The organism is Anaerolineae bacterium, assembly GCA_016931895.1.
Lineage (GTDB): Bacteria > Chloroflexota > Anaerolineae > 4572-78 > J111 > JAFGNV01.
In genome coordinates this window covers 22,664-39,346 of sequence record JAFGDY010000113.1, presented here as the reverse complement: position 1 = coordinate 39,346, position 16,683 = coordinate 22,664, and the positions used below count along the sequence as shown (strand labels likewise).

At 52.8% G+C, this 16,683-nt stretch carries 11 protein-coding genes; 5 read left to right on the top strand and 6 right to left on the bottom strand.

Annotated features, from left to right (window positions below):
* Positions 1-41: 41 nt before the first annotated feature.
* The 5 genes from JW953_08770 to JW953_08750 all read left to right on the top strand — a co-directional run bounded on the left by JW953_08770 (position 42) and on the right by JW953_08750 (position 5,938).
* The gene (locus JW953_08770) at positions 42-2,006 is read left to right on the top strand and encodes a DNA primase (protein ID MBN1992788.1); all 1,965 of its coding nucleotides are present in this window, start codon (positions 42-44) and stop codon (positions 2,004-2,006) included.
* A 55-nt stretch (positions 2,007-2,061) separates the two neighbouring features.
* On the top strand, positions 2,062-3,438 hold the full coding sequence (gene rpoD, locus JW953_08765; GenBank protein MBN1992787.1) for an RNA polymerase sigma factor RpoD: 1,377 nt from the start codon (positions 2,062-2,064) through the stop codon (positions 3,436-3,438).
* Positions 3,439-3,959: 521 nt separating this feature from the next.
* Positions 3,960-4,226: a DUF493 domain-containing protein gene (locus JW953_08760; protein MBN1992786.1), complete on the top strand. Its 267-nt coding sequence runs from the start codon at positions 3,960-3,962 to the stop codon at positions 4,224-4,226.
* A 188-nt stretch (positions 4,227-4,414) separates the two neighbouring features.
* Complete coding sequence (locus JW953_08755; GenBank protein ID MBN1992785.1) at positions 4,415-4,651, top strand: hypothetical protein; 237 nt, start codon at positions 4,415-4,417, stop codon at positions 4,649-4,651.
* Between the two features lie 21 nt (positions 4,652-4,672).
* Positions 4,673-5,938, top strand: a complete 1,266-nt coding sequence (locus JW953_08750) for a site-2 protease family protein (protein MBN1992784.1) — start codon at positions 4,673-4,675, stop codon at positions 5,936-5,938.
* A gap of 70 nt (positions 5,939-6,008) precedes the next feature.
* On the opposite strand, the gene JW953_08745 is transcribed toward JW953_08750, so the two are convergent.
* The 6 genes from JW953_08745 to JW953_08720 form a co-directional block, all read right to left on the bottom strand.
* Complete coding sequence (locus JW953_08745) at positions 6,009-6,614, bottom strand: 4-vinyl reductase (protein MBN1992783.1); 606 nt, start codon at positions 6,612-6,614, stop codon at positions 6,009-6,011.
* Between the two features lie 90 nt (positions 6,615-6,704).
* Entirely contained in the window at positions 6,705-7,502 is a 798-nt protein-coding gene (locus JW953_08740) for an alpha/beta hydrolase (GenBank protein MBN1992782.1), read from the bottom strand.
* 22 nt (positions 7,503-7,524) lie between these two features.
* Positions 7,525-7,908, bottom strand: coding sequence for a response regulator (locus JW953_08735; protein MBN1992781.1), 384 nt, complete (start codon positions 7,906-7,908; stop codon positions 7,525-7,527).
* Positions 7,909-8,051: 143 nt separating this feature from the next.
* Positions 8,052-14,438: a GAF domain-containing protein gene (locus JW953_08730; protein ID MBN1992780.1), complete on the bottom strand. Its 6,387-nt coding sequence runs from the start codon at positions 14,436-14,438 to the stop codon at positions 8,052-8,054.
* A 185-nt stretch (positions 14,439-14,623) separates the two neighbouring features.
* Positions 14,624-15,526 carry a response regulator gene (locus JW953_08725; protein ID MBN1992779.1) on the bottom strand — a complete coding sequence of 301 codons (903 nt, stop codon included), beginning with the start codon at positions 15,524-15,526 and terminating at the stop codon, positions 14,624-14,626.
* 33 nt (positions 15,527-15,559) lie between these two features.
* Positions 15,560-16,663: a polysaccharide biosynthesis protein gene (locus JW953_08720; protein ID MBN1992778.1), complete on the bottom strand. Its 1,104-nt coding sequence runs from the start codon at positions 16,661-16,663 to the stop codon at positions 15,560-15,562.
* Between the last annotated feature and the right edge of the window lie 20 nt (positions 16,664-16,683).

The following is a 16,683-nucleotide window of genomic DNA, read 5'->3' as shown; positions in this document are numbered from 1 at the left end:
AGTTGTTAAAGTCGAGGCCGAAGGAGTGAGGCTTTAAGGGCATGAGCAGCGCCATCGACGAGATTAAAACTCGACTTGATATTGTCGAAGTAGTTTCGGAAACCGTCACCCTAAAAAAGACCGGCCGAAACTATATCGGCTTTTGTCCTTTCCACTCAAATACCAAAACCCCTGCCTTTGTTGTTTTTCCCGATTCTCAAACCTGGCGCTGTTTTGGGGCCTGCGCAGATGGCGGCGATTTATTTAGCTTTGTCATGAAGCGGGAAGGCTATGATTTTAAAGAGGCCCTCCGGCTGTTGGCCCAAAAAGCCGGTGTGCCCCTGGAACCGCCCTCCCCTCAGGCGGCCCAACAAGACGAACAACGTCAAAAACTGCTGGATTTAAACGCAGCCGCAGCCACCTATTTTCATCATTTGCTGACTACCTCCCCGGCTGCGCATGAAACAAGAGTATATTTGGCCCGGCGAGACTTTACCGCCGAAACCATTGCCACTTTCCAGTTAGGCTACGCCCTGGACGAATGGGAAACCCTGAAGAAACACTTTTTAGAACGGGGCTATCAGCCCGCAGATTTGTTAGCCGCCGGACTCATTGTGGAACGGGATGACGGCTCGCCGGGATACGACCGCTTTCGCCACCGGCTGATCATTCCCATCCGGGACCTGCGGGGGCGGGTAATTGGGTTTGGCGCGCGCGCCCTGGCCGAGGACCAGGCGCCCAAATATCTCAACTCGCCTCAAACCGCGCTCTTTGACAAAAGCGCCACCCTGTATGGCCTGGACCTGGCCCGCAAGCACATCCGCGAGGCCGACGAGGTAGTGGTGGTTGAAGGTTATATGGACGTGATCCAGGCTCACCAGCGCGGGGCCACAAACGTGGTGGCCCAAATGGGCACGGCCCTGACCGAAGCCCAGTTGAAACGGATTGGCGGCCTGGCCAACAGAATTGTGCTGGCCCTGGATGCCGATACCGCCGGCAACGCCGCCACCATGCGCGGCCTTAGCCTGGCCCGGCAGTTACTGCCTAAAAGAACCCAGGCTGCGCCAACGTCGCGGGGCATTGAGCTTGAGGCGCACCTGGTGCAAGAACTTTATATTGCGGCCCTGCCCCAGGGCCAAGACCCGGACGATGTTTTGCGGGAGGGGCTGGATGTTTGGCAGGCGCTCATTGACAACGCTATTCCTACCCTGGATTTTTACGAAGGCCTGATTTTGGGCCAGGCCGATTTGAACACCCCGCAAGGCAAATCCGTAGCCGTGCGGGAACTCATCCCCATTTACCGGGAGATCAAGGATAGCGTAGAGCGAGAAGCCCGCGTGCAGCGACTGGCCCGCCAACTGGGCCTTGACGAGCGCACCCTGCTGGCCGAGTTAAAAAGTAAACAGTACCAACCCCGTCCGGCGCGGCGAAAACAAGAACCGCCGCCGCCCGAACCGGACCTGTCGTTGGCCGACCTCCCGCCGCTGCCGGCCAGCGCAGAAAAACCAGGCCCGGCCTTAGAACGGTACTGTCTGGCCCTGATTTTGGCCAATCCCTCGGCCCTGGCCCTGGCCAATGATATTTTGGAAAAACAGGGCGTGCCGGGGTTGGTTGTTAACGATTTTAAACAAGGCGATCATCGAGAAATCTTCAAATCGTTGAACATCTGGACGGCGTCGGAAACGCCTAAAATAGAAATTCTGACAGAAATGGTGGGCGAATCCCTGGGCCAAAACCTGGCGACGCTGACCAGTCACTGGCATCGCCGCCCGCCGGCGCCGTTGGAAGATATAGATAAAGACTTGAGCAGCGCCGTTTTGCGGCTAAGGCTGAAAAACATTGTTGAACAAATTAATGAATTGACAACATTGCAACACCACACCGGCGATAAGCAGGACAATCGCTATTACACCGAAATGGTAGAACAATACAGACAAGAACGTAAAAAATTGGAATATACCCAAGATGCGCTCTCATTAATGGGCAAACGTCGGCTAGAGGCCAATCAATATGGAGAACCAATTTAGAACCAATTTCTATGGAGTTGTCCACAAACAACTCCCTGCATTGTGGAGACCGTGAATGGCCAAAAAGCAAGTTGCTAACCAAAAAATTCTCAAAACAGCCAAAAAGAAAACCAAACCCGCCCAGACGCCGGAAGCGGAAGTCGGTGATCCCCTGGAAGTTTTGGTAAATAAAGGCAAAAAACAAAAGGTTCTCACCCAAAAAGAGATTTTAAATGTGTTGCCTGATGGCGGGCTGGACGTGGAAGCCACCGATGCGCTTATTGCGCAACTGGTTGAACACGGCATTGAAGTGATTGAGGATGACGAAAGCGATACCCAGGCCCTGGCCGACGTGGATGAACCTGACGATGCGGCGTTGCAAGAAGTTGAAGAAGAATTAGAAGAAAGCGGCGCCACCAATAACATCATTGGCTTGGATAGTGAATTGAGCGTGGAATTAACCAATGATCCGGTGCGCATGTATCTGCGCGAAATCGGCCAGGTTAATTTGCTGACCGCCGCCGATGAAGTATCCCTGGCCAAACGCATCCAGCGTGGCCTCAAGGCCCAAAAGAGATTGGAAAAGAAAGAAGAACTGACCGAACCGGAGTATATCAGGCATAAAACCCAGGCCATTGACGGCCTGCTGGCCAAACGCTACCTGGCCGAAGCCAACCTGCGGCTGGTGGTCAGCGTAGCCAAACGTTACATTGGCCGGGGCATGAACTTTTTAGACTTGATCCAGGAAGGCAACATTGGCCTGCTCCGGGCTGTGGAAAAGTTTGATTATAAACGTGGCTACAAATTCTCCACCTATGCCACCTGGTGGATTCGCCAGGCCATTAGCCGGGCCATTGCCGACCAGGCCCGCACCATTCGCATTCCGGTGCACATGGTGGAAACCATCAACCGCCTGCTGCGTGTTCAGCGCCGCCTGCTGCAAGAGTATGGCCGGGAGCCAACGGCCAAAGAAATTGCCCTGGAAATGGACTTACTCACCGATGAAGAACTGCAAGCCATTGTTGAGGCGCAAGGTAACAGCCAAACGCTCGATTCGATGGTAGAACGCAGTTGGCGCCGCGCAGCCGGCAAAGTGCGCCGCATTATGCGCATTGCCCAGGAGCCGATGTCGTTGGACACGCCCATAGGCTCAGAGGAAAACAGTTACCTGGGCGACTTTATTGAAGATGAAAGCGTGGTTGGCCCGGTAGACGCGGCCTCCAAACAACTGCTCAAAGAACAATTGCACGAGATTTTGGACTCCCTGAGCGACCGCGAGCGTAAGGTATTGGAGATGCGCTTTGGCCTGTCCGACGGCCAGGGCCGCACCCTGGAAGAGGTTGGCCTGGCCTTTGGCGTAACCCGGGAAAGAATCCGGCAAATAGAGGCCAAAGCCCTGCGCAAATTGCGCCATCCCATCCGCAGCCGCAAACTGCGGGATTACTTGGGCTAAACCCAATTTGACGAACCGCCACTCTTGCATATAATTTATAGCTGCTGCCAGTTTTATCTGGCACACAAAAAAATAATCCTCGGTAGCTCAATCGGTAGAGCGGCCGGCTGTATATTGTTGCAGCCCTAGTCAGCAATGGCTAGTGGAAAAACGGGGTGAATTCAGGGAAACCGCAGCACTGCGGGTGGTGGTAACCTTGAGCCAAGCCTGGTGAATGGGAAGAAAAACGAGAATTACTCGTGAGAAGTAGCCAGGAAGGTGCAGAGACTTAAGTGGTGAGGACCCCAACCAATAAACCACTCTTGAGCGCCCCGCACCCCTCTGGGGTGGTGAGATAGTCCATTCCTTGTGGAAACGCAGGGGTAGATGTAACCGGTTGGTTGTAGGTTCGAGTCCTACCCGAGGAGCAAAAAAAAGCGGCTCACTATGGCGTGAGCCGTTTTTTTATTGAGTACACCCGGCCTTTGCCATTTCGGGCCGCAGCCGGTACAATGTAGGTTAGCACACCAAACGGAAGCATAATGACCCATTCTACAACCTCATTTGAATTTCCCTGTTCTTTTCCCCTCAAGGCGTTTGGCCGGAACGTAGACAACTTTGAATCATTCATCGTGGCTATTGCCCGCAAGCACATCCCCAACTTTGAACAGGCTACCATCAAAAGCCGGCCCAGCCAAAGGGACAAATACCTGGCCGTCACCATTACCTTTACGGCTACCAGCCAGGCCCAACTGGACGCCCTGTACCGAGAAATCAGCGCCTCCGAGCGCGTTTTGATGTTGCTTTAAACTTCCAAGCCACCCTCAACTTATTGACATTCCAGGCCGCCGGATGAGCCAGGGCCAGCCGGTTTACCCCGCCCCCACCGGACAAAGCCGGTGGTTAACCGGACAGCCGGCAGTTACCTTTCAGCTTTTTGGGTCAGGTTAGAAGACGTGCTACAATACATACATCAAAACCTGCAAGGAAATGAACCGTGAACAGAGCAGAAACCCTGGCCTGGATTGATCTGATTTTAGATTCCCTGGACAACTCTGAGATGATGGCCATTATCAACGAAAGCGCCGCCGAGTTTGACGGCGAATTTTTTGAAACGATGGACAGTGAAACCCAACGTTACCTGGCCCAAAACGATGCGGCCACCGCGGACCGCCTGACCGCTATTGCCCGGGCCATTGCCGTGGTCCGGCAAAATCGGGCGGAGAATTTATAACCCTCACCCACAGGACAAAGCATGACCAACCACTCCCACCAAAATATTATGTTAGACGGCGCTTTAGTGAGCAAATTAAGGGCCGAGATTGAAGACGTTTTTCAAGTTGACCGGGTTGAAATCCCCCCCCAACTTCCCCAAGAAATGGGCCTATGGCCCTGGCGACGCCCAGTCCATGGCTCGCGTGAGGCTGCGCCGGCCCGGCCAACGGGCGTCATCTTTTTTATGGGCAGCCTGCTGCGGCAAGACAGCGAAGCGGTTTATGACCTGGTGGCCGAACGCTGGTTAGCGCACGACTACACCCCCCTGCTGCGACGCTACAAGGGCCAAATTGCCCTCATCGCCCGGCCTGGCGTTGTCACCCCCCAACCAAGTAATCCGTGGGTTAACCTGGCCCTGGCCATTGCCACCATCCTGTCGGTGCTGCTCACCGGGGCCAGTTATGAATGCCAATGCTTCCCCACCACCCTACCCCAATGGTTAAGCGGCTTGCCCATGATGTTGACCATGATGGTTATTTTGTTGGCCCACGAATTTGGCCATTACTTTGCGGCCCGCCATCACCGGGTAGCGGTGACCCTGCCCTATTTTATTCCGCTGCCGATTATTTCACCGGTGGGCACCTTGGGGGCGTTTATTCAACTGCGCAGCCCGTTCAAAACCAAAAAAGAGTTGTTTGACATTGGCCTGGCCGGCCCGTTGGGCGGCCTGATTTTTGCCATTCCCCTGATTTTCTGGGGCGTGGCTACTTCACCGCTAAGGGAAATAACCCGGGGGGAAATGTCTCTCCTGGAGGGAAATTCTGTTTTTTATCTGTTGGTCAAATACTTGCTGCACGGCCAATTATTGCCAAATTTTGAGCAGTATGCCCATCTACCCTTCTGGCAAGAATTTGCGCTGTTGCTAACCGGCCTGATCCCGGCCGGCGGCGGAAACGATATTATTCTCAACTCAATTGCTTTTGCCGCCTGGTTTGGGTTATTTGTGACCGCCATGAACCTCATGCCGGTGGGTCAATTAGATGGAGGCCACCTCATCTACTGTCTGTTAGGGGAAAAGGCTCGCTGGTTGGGTATGATTTTGGTGACGGCCATGTTTGTGGCCGGGATTTTTTGGTGGTCGGGCTGGTTTGTGTGGGCTATGCTGATTTTCTTTATCATCGGCACGGGCCATCCTCCCCCGCTCAATGATTTGGTAGAGTTGGGGCCTACCCGGAAATTAGTGGCTTATCTAACCATTATTTTGTTCTTTCTCTTGTTTATGCCTAACCCCTTGCAGCCAATGTAGACCAAATACCTTCAACAAAAAACAGGCCCCGGCGGTTGCCGGGGCCTGTTGTGATCTCCGACCAAAAAGTCTACTCCTCTTCAGCAGATTCTTTGGGAATGCGGTAAACACAGTTAGAAGCTCCGTTAGCAATACAAGCTACTTCTTCTACCTTGTAGACCTTGCCCGTGGTCCAGGCCATAGCTTCCATAATGGCCCCCACACTCACGTAACAACAGGGCCTATCGTGTTGGGGCCGCCAGCGGCAGGGACATTCATCCTGGATGTAATAAAAGGCGTCGTCTTCCTCGCGCACGTGGCTGGGTTGATTGATCCGGTCGGTGGCGGCGGAGGCCATTCTTTCCAGGATCAGTTTCATTCGTTTCTGTTCGGGGATAGCTTTTAAGGCAATGCCGGCCAGTCCCAAAATGGCGGGCTGGTCTTTTAAGCCAAAACGAAAGGTGGCCCGGCCAATGCGCAGCAGCATTGCGCGCGCGCCTCGCGGCCCATAAAAATCTTCCACCGCTTGTTGGATGGCCCCATACTCAGAAAATTGGCGAGCCATTTCCAGGTCTTTGGGGGGATAATTGTCAATCAGGTCCTTTAAGCCTCCGGCATTTAACACCGCTTTGGTGCCGTTTTCTCCCATTACTTCCTCTACTGCATCCAATAACACCCGAACGGTTGCATTAGACATTGGACGATCTGCTGGCATCAGATAACCTCCCAATATTGTAGTAAGTTGATTATACCATAATTTGGTCAATTCGCTGAGTCAGGCTAAAAATCAGCGCGTGCGGCGACGCCACTCCTCTTTTAATTCCAAAACAGATAAATCGTCTTGCACGTCAAGAAAATCTTTGAGCAGGCGGGTGAATTTGGCCGCTTCATCCAGCATGGGAAAATGTTTTGATTCTGATAGGCCGATGGGCCGCACGTTGTCCCATTGGCCGTCCAGTTCCCGGCTGGGAGCCGGATCAATCAGATCATCTTTTTCGCCGTAAACAACCAGCAGCATTGAATCTTTGAATTGGCCAATGCTCTGAATTCGGCTGGGAATATCGGTTTGGGCCGCCGACTGAAGGCTAACGCTCACGGCTTCCTGGCCGGCTTTTTCGGCTTCGGTTTGCACTTCCTTGTAGGTAATCTGTCGCCACCAGCGCATTTTGGCCATCACCGAATTGTTGGCAAAATCAACCAAATTGCGATTGATACTTTCGGCCCCTATGGGCAGGCTAACGGCCATAATCTTTTTGACCCGGTCTGGATAGCGCACCGCATATTCCAGGGCCACGGTGGCCCCCAGGGCATGGCCAATAATGGGGGCTTCGCGGATACCCATATTTTCTACAAAATTATCAATCAAAGCCACGTAATCCGGCACACTATAACGGGAACCGGTTTTATCGGAATCGCCAAAACCCCACAAATCCAGGGCGTAAGTGCGATGTTTGTCCGACATTGCTTCCATGGTAGACATCCAGTAACGCCACGAGCCTAGCCAGCCATGCAAAAACAACAGGGGCCAGCCCCGCCCAAAGGCTTCATAATGTACAATTCTACCATCAATTACAACGGCGCTCATCTTTAACAATATAACGGGTCAGTTACATTTTGCCATGTTTGGTTAAAATCTGGTTGACTTTGGCCGATAACTCATCCGGGGCAAAGGGTTTGAGCAAATACTCCACCGCGCCCAATTCCAGGCCGGCGTTGATTTCCGCTTCTTGCCCCTTGGCCGATAAAAACACAACGGGAATATCGCTGGTACTTTCATGTTCTTTCAAGGCCTTGCAGGCTTCATACCCGGTCATTTTGGGCATGCGCACGTCCATCAAAATTAGATCCGGTTCTACTTCAACCGCCTTTTTAACGGCTTCCTCGCCGTTGGGCGCTTCAACCACATTAAAACCGCTGATTTGCAAAGAAAAAACAACTAATTCTCTTATATCCTTTTCATCTTCAGCTACCAGGATTAAGGGACTGCTCATACGGCACGTTTACTCCCCAAAAAATTGTGAATGGTGAATGATTAATTGCCAATGGTTAATCAATTATCATCCCCTGAATCATTTATTCGCTGCATCCTATATCATCAGCGCCAAGCGAAGGTTCATGCTGACCCCCAAACAAACTACTTATCACGCTTAGAATTATGCTCAATTTGCATAATTTCTGCAACCAAAGTATCTGCCGTAAAAAACCGGCCCCCGATGGGCCATATTTTCAGCGTATCGTCCGGCGCCGCGCTCTCGGTAATGGCAATAATGGGTATCTCTTTTGTTTCGGGCGTACGGCGAAGTTGGGCAATAAGTGTTCCGCCCTCAATGCCGGGCATGTTGGCATCGGCCAAAATCAAATCGGGTTTACTGGCGGCTATATCTATGGCCTGCTGGCTGTTAAAGGCTCGCTGCACAAAACAGCCGCAATTATGGAGTGTTTCTTTGAGCCAACTGGCCGTTTCGGTGTTATCGTTCACAATCAACACGTGGTCCTGGGGTAAAACTTCCTGGCCGTTGTCGGCCTGTAAGGTTTTGGAGTGGTTGAGGGCCAGCCCCACAATTTCCGATATTTGGGTTTCGGCATAAGAGGTTGAAATGTAATCAATAATCTCCAAACCCAAAGCCTGATCCTCTTGATTTACAAACAAGGCCGTTAAAAAAATAGGAATATCGGCGGTGGCTTTGTTTTTTTTGAACTGCGTTAGTAACTCAAACCCATTGGTTTCCGGCAAAAGAATATCTAACATTATCACCCTCAAGGTTTGGCTTGAGTTACGGGCAAATTCTAAAGCAGCCGGTCCTTTGCTTTTGACCACTACCCAGTAACCTTTTTCTTCCAAACGGGGCTTCAACATCTGTACCACCGCCGGGTCGTCTTCAATTAGCAATACCTGCGCCTGGTCAGGTTGGGCGGCCTCTGCGGCCAAAATATCCCTGGCCGCTTCCAGGGGCAAGGTAAAGCTGAAGGTAGAACCAACATCCACCTGGCTTTCCACCCAAATTTTGCCGCCCAACATCTCCACAAAACTTTTGGTAATGGACAGGCCCAGGCCGGTGCCATCCACCATCTCCACTTCTCCCCGCTCAGAACGATAAAACCGCTCAAAAATGTACGCCAGGTCTTTTTCCACAATGCCAATGCCGGTGTCTTCCACATCTATCTGCACAAACCGGTCGTCTTTAACCTGGGCGCGCACAATAATGTCTTTGCCTGCGGGAGTATAACGCCAGGCGTTACCAATCAGGTTGACCAATATCTGCACCACCCTGGCTTTATCGGCATACACCGGGGGCAAGGAATCGGGCACATCCAAAGAAAAGTTCATCGGTTTTTGCACGAGTTGTCCTTCAAAGGAAATAGCGACCTCCTGGATAAGACTGACCAGGTCCAGGGCCTCCAGGTCCAGCTTAACCCGGCCGGTTTCAATGCGAGAAATTTCCAGAATATCATTCACCAGGTGAGCCAGGCGATTGGTATTGGATTGAATAACCTCTACAAAACGGCGCTGCATCGGATTGAGTTCGCCCAGCCGGGCGGCAGCGTTAGAGGAAACCAGCAAATCAGCATAGCCCTTAATTGAAGTGAGCGGAGTGCGCAATTCATGGGAAACGGTAGAGATAAATTCGTTTTTCATGCGCTCAATTTCTGCTTCTTTGCTGATGTCGCGCAATACGGTAACAATACTGGGCCGTTCTTCGCCGCCCAGGGCTACCGGGGCCAGGGTGACAACCACTGCTTTTTGCTCAACATCCAGGCGAAACTCGGCCGAGGGCCGGCCGGCTTGTAGTTCGTCCAGCGCTTTGAGCAGGTTGTCATAAAAACGCTGCGTCAATTCCAGGGCTGCCGCCGAGGCGGACTGCCCTAAAATCTGGCCGAGTGGTTGATTTTCGGCGACGGTAGGGTCAATCTCCAAGATTTCAGCCGCTTTGGGATTGAGTAGCACAATGTTGCGGCTGGCATCCAGCACCAGCACGCCGTCGGTAATACCCCGCAAAATAGCCTCGTTTTTAGCCGCTTCCGACGCTTGCAGCCGGAGCATCACGCCCAAACGGTCGGCCTGGTCCGTGATCAGCCGATACAACTCTGCATTATTTATGGCGGTGGCCACTTGCGAAGTGGCCGCCATAACCAATTTAAGATGGTCCTCGGTAAAGTAATCAACGTCGGGGTGGAAGAGCAACAACGCCCCCACCACCTCTTCGCCCGTAATCAACGGCACGGCCATAGCCGAACCGTGTTCAAGGGGTTTCGGTTGGATTTCAGCTTCCAACTCTGCGGATAAATCGGCAATAATTTGGGGCTGGTGCATTCCAACCACTTGCTGGGCCAAGATATAATCCAGCTCGGTTTGGGCTTCAGCGCCTTTGGGTAAGGGCGTGTCCCGGCCCAGGGCAGCCCGGTAAACCAGGCCGCCTGTCTCTTGACTGGTAAGCAGGATGGAACCGTGCGAAATGCCTACGGCCCGGTTGATCAGGCTGAGCGCCTGGGTCAATATTCTGTCCAGGTCCAGGCTGGCCGAAATCTCGCGCGTAATCTGGTACAGGGCTTCCACCCGGTCGCGCTCCTCGGTTAAGTCTAACAGAGTTTGGGCCAGTTCTTCGGTGCGTTGGGCCACCCGCTGCTCCAACTCCTCGGTAAACCGATTCAAACGTTGCACCAGTTGAGCGTTGCGAATGGCCACGGCTGCCTGGTTGGCCACAAACGACAACAATTGGAGGTCGTAATCATTAAAGTTTCGCGCTTCAAGGCTGCCCACAAAAATAGCGCCATTGGCCTGGTTTTGCACCTTGATGGGCACGCCCAACATGGCCCTTACCCCCAACGCCCGAGCGTGTTCGGCCGGCAGGTCCGGGGGCGGTTGCGCCTCCAGATGGTTCAAGGCAGATGGCTCGCTTAACTGGGGCGACAGATTCACATTGACCGGCGCTTCGTCGGCCATCACCTGTTGGGTGACCTCATACCACAAGGACGTGCCACTGTTGTTGGCGGCGGCTTCCAGACGGTCAAAGGTGAGTTTGGAACGCAATTTTTCAGCCGTGGTGGCGCTATCAACCAGGTATTGCTGCGTTTCTTCTTCCCAATACAAAATTACGCCAAGCTGGGTATCGGTGAGGGTGATAGTAGTTTCTATCACGGAATGCATCACTTGCTGCACTTCCAGCATGCCGCTTACTTCAACCCCCAAATTGTAAAGGCGTTGCATCTCATTGGCCCGCTGGCGGGTGTTTTCCAGCAGGCGGGTATTGTCAATGGCAATGGCGGCCAGGTCGGCCAGGGTAGTGACCAACTGGAGCATGTTTTTATGGTGAATAACGGTTTCCAGGGCCAAAATACCAATCACGCCTTGCTCCGTTTTTAAGGGCACGTAGGTAACATCATCCGGGAAAGGCAGGCCATAATGAGCAATATCGTCTTTTTTGGTTACGCTGCGTTCAACCACCCGCACGTCGCCGGACTGGATGACTGGGGCAAAGGGTTCGGAATTGACCGAGATGGCGCTTTCGTTGACCAGCTCAACCATAAAATCTGAGATGTTTTTGGTATTGGCAATTTTAACCGTATTGGTATAATTATCCACCAACCAAATGGTGCCCTGCTCGCAGCCTGCCAGGTCAAAAACGGCGTCAAGCACCAGGTTCAATACTTCGTTCAGGTCCAAGGCCCGGTTCAGTGATTGGGCCACTTCCGTCAGCGCCGCCAGTTGGCGCACCTGCTGGCGGGCCTCGTCAAACAGGCGCGCGTTTTGCATAGCCACCGCCACCTGGTTGGCAAAGGCCAACACTACCCCCGCATCTTCCTGGCTAAAAACGTCTGCCTTGGCGCTGCCCAGCGACATCAACCCCAAGATATTGGCTCCATAAGTGAGGGGAACGCCCAACCAACTTTTTACCCGATTATAAGGCGGTTTGGCAAAAACCTGGGGATATTGCCGGCGAGCATCCTTAACCAACACCGGCTCTTGCGTTTCAATAACCAGCCGATGGGGGTTGACGTCCATCATTGAAAAAGAAATCTCCAACATCTGCCGGCTGTGCTCCCAGGCTCGCCCGCCAACCGCCACCAATTGGTCCTCTTCCAGCCGATACACTGAGGCGATATCGTAGGCCAAAACATTGGCCAGTTCGCGCAATACAATATTCAATAATTCATCAAACTCAAGCTTGGAACTAATTGCTTCGGCCACGCCGCGCAGCGTATCGGCCAACCGGCGGCGCTGCTGCTCGCGCTCAAACAGGCGGGCATTCTCAATAGCCGTGGCCGCATGATTGGCAAAAATTTCCAGCGTTTCCACCGACGAAATACCGGGCCGCAACCCGGAGTCGGGGTCCTCAACGGTAAGCAAACCAATGATGTTGTTTTCCACATCGGTCAAAGGCACAAATAAAACATCGCCGGCCTGCCAGGCCAGGCCATTGTCCGGTTTAACCATATTTTCAGGGGAGGCTTGCCGGGCCAGGTAGGAAATATCCAATTTGCCCTGCCACACTTCTTTGCGCTCAACGGGGATAAAGTAAGACCGGCTCAAGCAAAAGTCGGCCAGCATAATTTTTGGCAAATGGGCCAAAGGCTGTGGGCCTATTGCCTGGCGAAACGCCCGAAATTCGGCAATCGGAATACCGGCTCCCACCTCAAGAGAAAGCGCGGGCGGCTCGTCCGCCACCAAGCTAATGAGCACCACCCGGTAGCCTACGGACTCAATAATGGCATAGGCAATGTCTTCCAGCACTTCGTACAGGGGCCGGTTGGTGCGGAAGATATGGCTAATTTCGGCCAGGCGGGAGAGTTGGTCAATGCGCCGGCCGGCCTGCTCGCGTTCAAGCCGCTGTTCCTCATACGCCTGGGCATTGCCAATGGCCACCGCCGCCTGGTTAGATAGCGCCTCCAGGTAACGGAGTTGGTTTTGGGTAAAGCCATGCCGCCGGTTGCTTTCCAGGTTGATCACGCCGGCCGGCTCGCTGCCATAGTAAATGGGCACCACCACCCGGGAATGGGTATGGGCGCCAAAACCCTGGGTATCCTCATTCTCCCGTACATCAGAAATTAAAATTGACTGCCCCGTATCCAGGGCGCGTTCCATAATTTTTTGGCCAACGGGTGATGCTTCGTTTGCCGGCGGGATAGAGCCGCCAGTTCCACCTTGTTCTTTGTGCGCCGTCAGTTTACCGGTCCGGGGGTCGTATAGATTGACTTGCCCCAAATCGGCCCGGGTCACCCGCAAGGCCTCGGCCAAAACCAGATCTAAAATTATGTCCAGATCAAGGGTGCTGTTTAACTCGCGGCTAACCCGCTGCAAGCCGGCCAGTTCGTCAATGCGCCGTTGTAACCGCTGGTCGGTCAGGCTAAAGAGACGGGCATTTTCCATCATTATGTTGGCCTGGCCGGCCAGCGATTGCGCCAGGAGAATTTGATCGTCGGTGAAAGCCTGGGCATCAACCGAAAAGAGGGCCAACAAGCCGGTCATTTTATCGCGGCTGGTTAAGGGGATGCCCACCATCGTGCCACATTGACATTCTTTAAGCAAATCTACCTCGGCCAAATTAGCCAGGGGGTCATCGGTGCGAATGATGAGGGGCACCTGTTTTTTTAACAAATTTTCCCAAAGCGGGATGGTGGCCAGGGCGCGGGCAAAGGTTTCTTTACTAAGGCCGGGGAACACAGCGGCTGTAGCGGGGGCAGTATCGCGATATTGATGCACTAAATTCAAGGCGCTGGTTGCTTCGTCAAACTCAAAAATGGCGCAGTCGTCGGCGGGAAAGGCTTTAATCATTTGCCGGGTTAAACTGTGCAGCAGTTCATCATAAGACAGGGTGGCCGACAACTCGCGGCTGGCATCAAACAGCAGGGATAACTCGGAGACTTTATGCTGGGTGGCATAAAACAGGCGAGCATGGTCCAGGGCAATGGCCATTTGATTGGCCACAACCTCCAGCAGAATCAAGTGTTGTTGGCTGTAAGCCCCAACCGGCGCAGCGGCCAATTCCAAGGTTCCCAAAAACTTCAGGCCCGCCTTCAGCGGCATGCCCATTAAGGAACGATAGGGGAAATTATCCAGGCCCATCTTGGGCGTAACTTTAGAGTTCTGCCGGGTATCGTTAATCAGCAGGGGAGCTTGGTGGGTGGCCAGCCAGCCGGTGTAACCTTCGTGCGGCTGATAGGTGCGGTCGTAAGCTTGAAGGTCGGGCTGGTCTTCCGGCACGCGCAATTTGGCGGTCAACGTATCCGTTTGATCGTCCCACAGGCATATTTCCGCCGCGTCAAACGGAAATAGTTCCTTTAACTGCGGACTGTCAAGCACGGCGTGGCAAATAGAGGAAGTATCTAACAGGTGAAGAGAGGTGGTCAGGGCTTGGCCAATTTGGTTGACAATGATTAATGCCTGGTTTAAATCTGCCTTTGGGGAAGGGGGCGCAGACGTATTCTGTTCAGGCGAGTCGCCCAAATTTGATAAAGTTTTTTTGGTATCGCCTGGCAAATGACTCAATTGATCAACCCGGGCTGATAATTCATTACTACTCACAATTGCCCCCTCGGCAAATTCAAAACAAGCCTTGTGGCAATTTCAAACCTACTGGTTAAGTTGATAAAGTTCGAACAATTGAAGACTTGGGCTTTGTCTACATTTAAAGAGATAAAGCGGGCAAAAAAAAGCGGCCTGCCGGTTAAGTCAAAAACCCTACCCCCATAACGGTTCTGCCAACCAGACTATTTTGGACAACCAGAATTACGCCGCCGGTTTTCTGCCGCGTCTTCGGTAATTTGCACAATATCGGCAAATGGGCCATCTTGGCTTGAGACCGCGCCAACGGCCAACTCCATTAAAGGTGATTCGTGGGCCTGGCCGTCAATATCCTCGTAGGTCACTTTCCCGGCTTCCCGGATGGGGAAGGGATAAAAGACATCGCTTTCTTTGTTAAACCGTTGGGTGACCATGTGACAAATGGTTGAGGCTTTTGCAGGCGTGGTAATGACAATAAAATCATTATCAGACGCCTGGCCGATAAAATCGTTTAAGGAGCCTTGTTCGTTGACCACTTCCCGCATAATATCAGCCAGGAAAACCAAAACTTCATTAACCTGGAGAGGGCCGGCTATTTCTTTAAAAGCGTTGATATAGCGGATGCCAAAGTAAAGGAAAAGCCAGGGTTCGGTTGAGTCTTTTACTCTTTTGAGTTGCTCCTCGATGAGTTTGCCGGCCGGCAAATTGGTGACCGGGTGGGTAAGCGCTTCACGCTGCGAGCGGCGAATGGCGCCCTCAACCCGCAATTTGAGTTCCTCAATGTCAAACGGTTTGGTGATGTAATCATCGGCGCCCAGTTCCAGCCCGGCAATTTTATCGCTACGCTCATCTTTCTGGGTAAGAAAGATAATGGGCACGTAGCTGGTGCGGGTATTACTGCGCAAGATGCGACATATTTCATAACCGTCAATATCCGGCAACTGGATATCCAACACCACCACGTTGGGCAATTTGGTTTGACACATCTCCAGGGCATCGTTACCCCGGTTGGCCACCAACACCTCATACCCTTGCGAGTCGAAATAGATGCGCAACATTTTGGAAATATCAATGTCGTCTTCTACCACCAGGATACGGCCTTTACCCATTGTTTACCTCTTTCTAAAATATTTAAAATTGATTTACGAGCTGGCCCACTTTAAACGAGCCTGTTTTTGCACCGTATTTTGCCTGATCTGGGCAATTTGCTCGTCTGTTACCGGCAATTCAAAACTGCGAAAGCCGCTTACTTCAAACCCATGTTGACCGGCCATTGCGGCCATGGTTTCTACCTGTTCTAATTTTATATTCTTGCCCAGCGTGTAACTTTGATAACAACCGGCCAGGGCCAGGGTTATGGTTTCGGCCATGCAGGCATAGGCCATACCGGGCGGAAAGCCAAAATCAAAATTAAAATTAACCGGCCCCGGCACTCTCACCATGCCCCCTTCTACCACCAGCACATCGTTGCGTTCTTCAATCACCCGGCGCGACACATCCCTGGGCCGGGCCACATCACACACTACGGCCCCACTTTTGAGATGGTGCGGTTCAATAACGGTTTTAATGGCGTTGGTTACGGTCAGCACCATCTCGGCTTGTTGAAGATCTTGCATGTTGGTGCTCACTTTAACGCGGGCCTGGCTCTGGGCCGCGACCAGGGTTTGCACCTGCTTTAAGGCATCTAGCCGGCGGCCAATGAGGATCACTTCCGGCACCCGGCGGGCCAACAATTGCGCGCACACCCGGCCAATGGAACCCGTGGCGCCCACCACCGCCGCCGTGGCCCCGGCGGGATCAATGTTCATGCGCCGGGCCGCTTTGAGGGTGGCTTCCACGGCGGTAGCAATGGTGTAACTATCGCCCGTGGTTACGGGAATTTCAAGGTGTTGGGCAATGGTTATTCCGGCGTCACCCACCACCGAGGTGAACCCGCCCAGCCCCAATATTTTGGCTCCCAGTTTTTGGGCCAATTTTCCGGTGGCAATCACCTTTTTGTAAACGGTTTCCGGGGGCAGCGAGATCATTTGTTTGGGGGTAAAGGGACAGGCAATAAACCAGCCTTCTATTTCTTTGCCGGTGGCTGCGGAGGTGATGCCGGTAATGTGAGAAATATAAACCGGGGGAAAGAATTGGGAAAAGTAGTGAATGGCCGGTTCCGGCAGTAGTTTGCCCAACAACGGGTACTTACGCTGCACGTCTCGTTTGGGGTGAACCGGATGAATGATAAAGGCAAAATTGTCCATAGCTTATCTTCTCTGGCGCA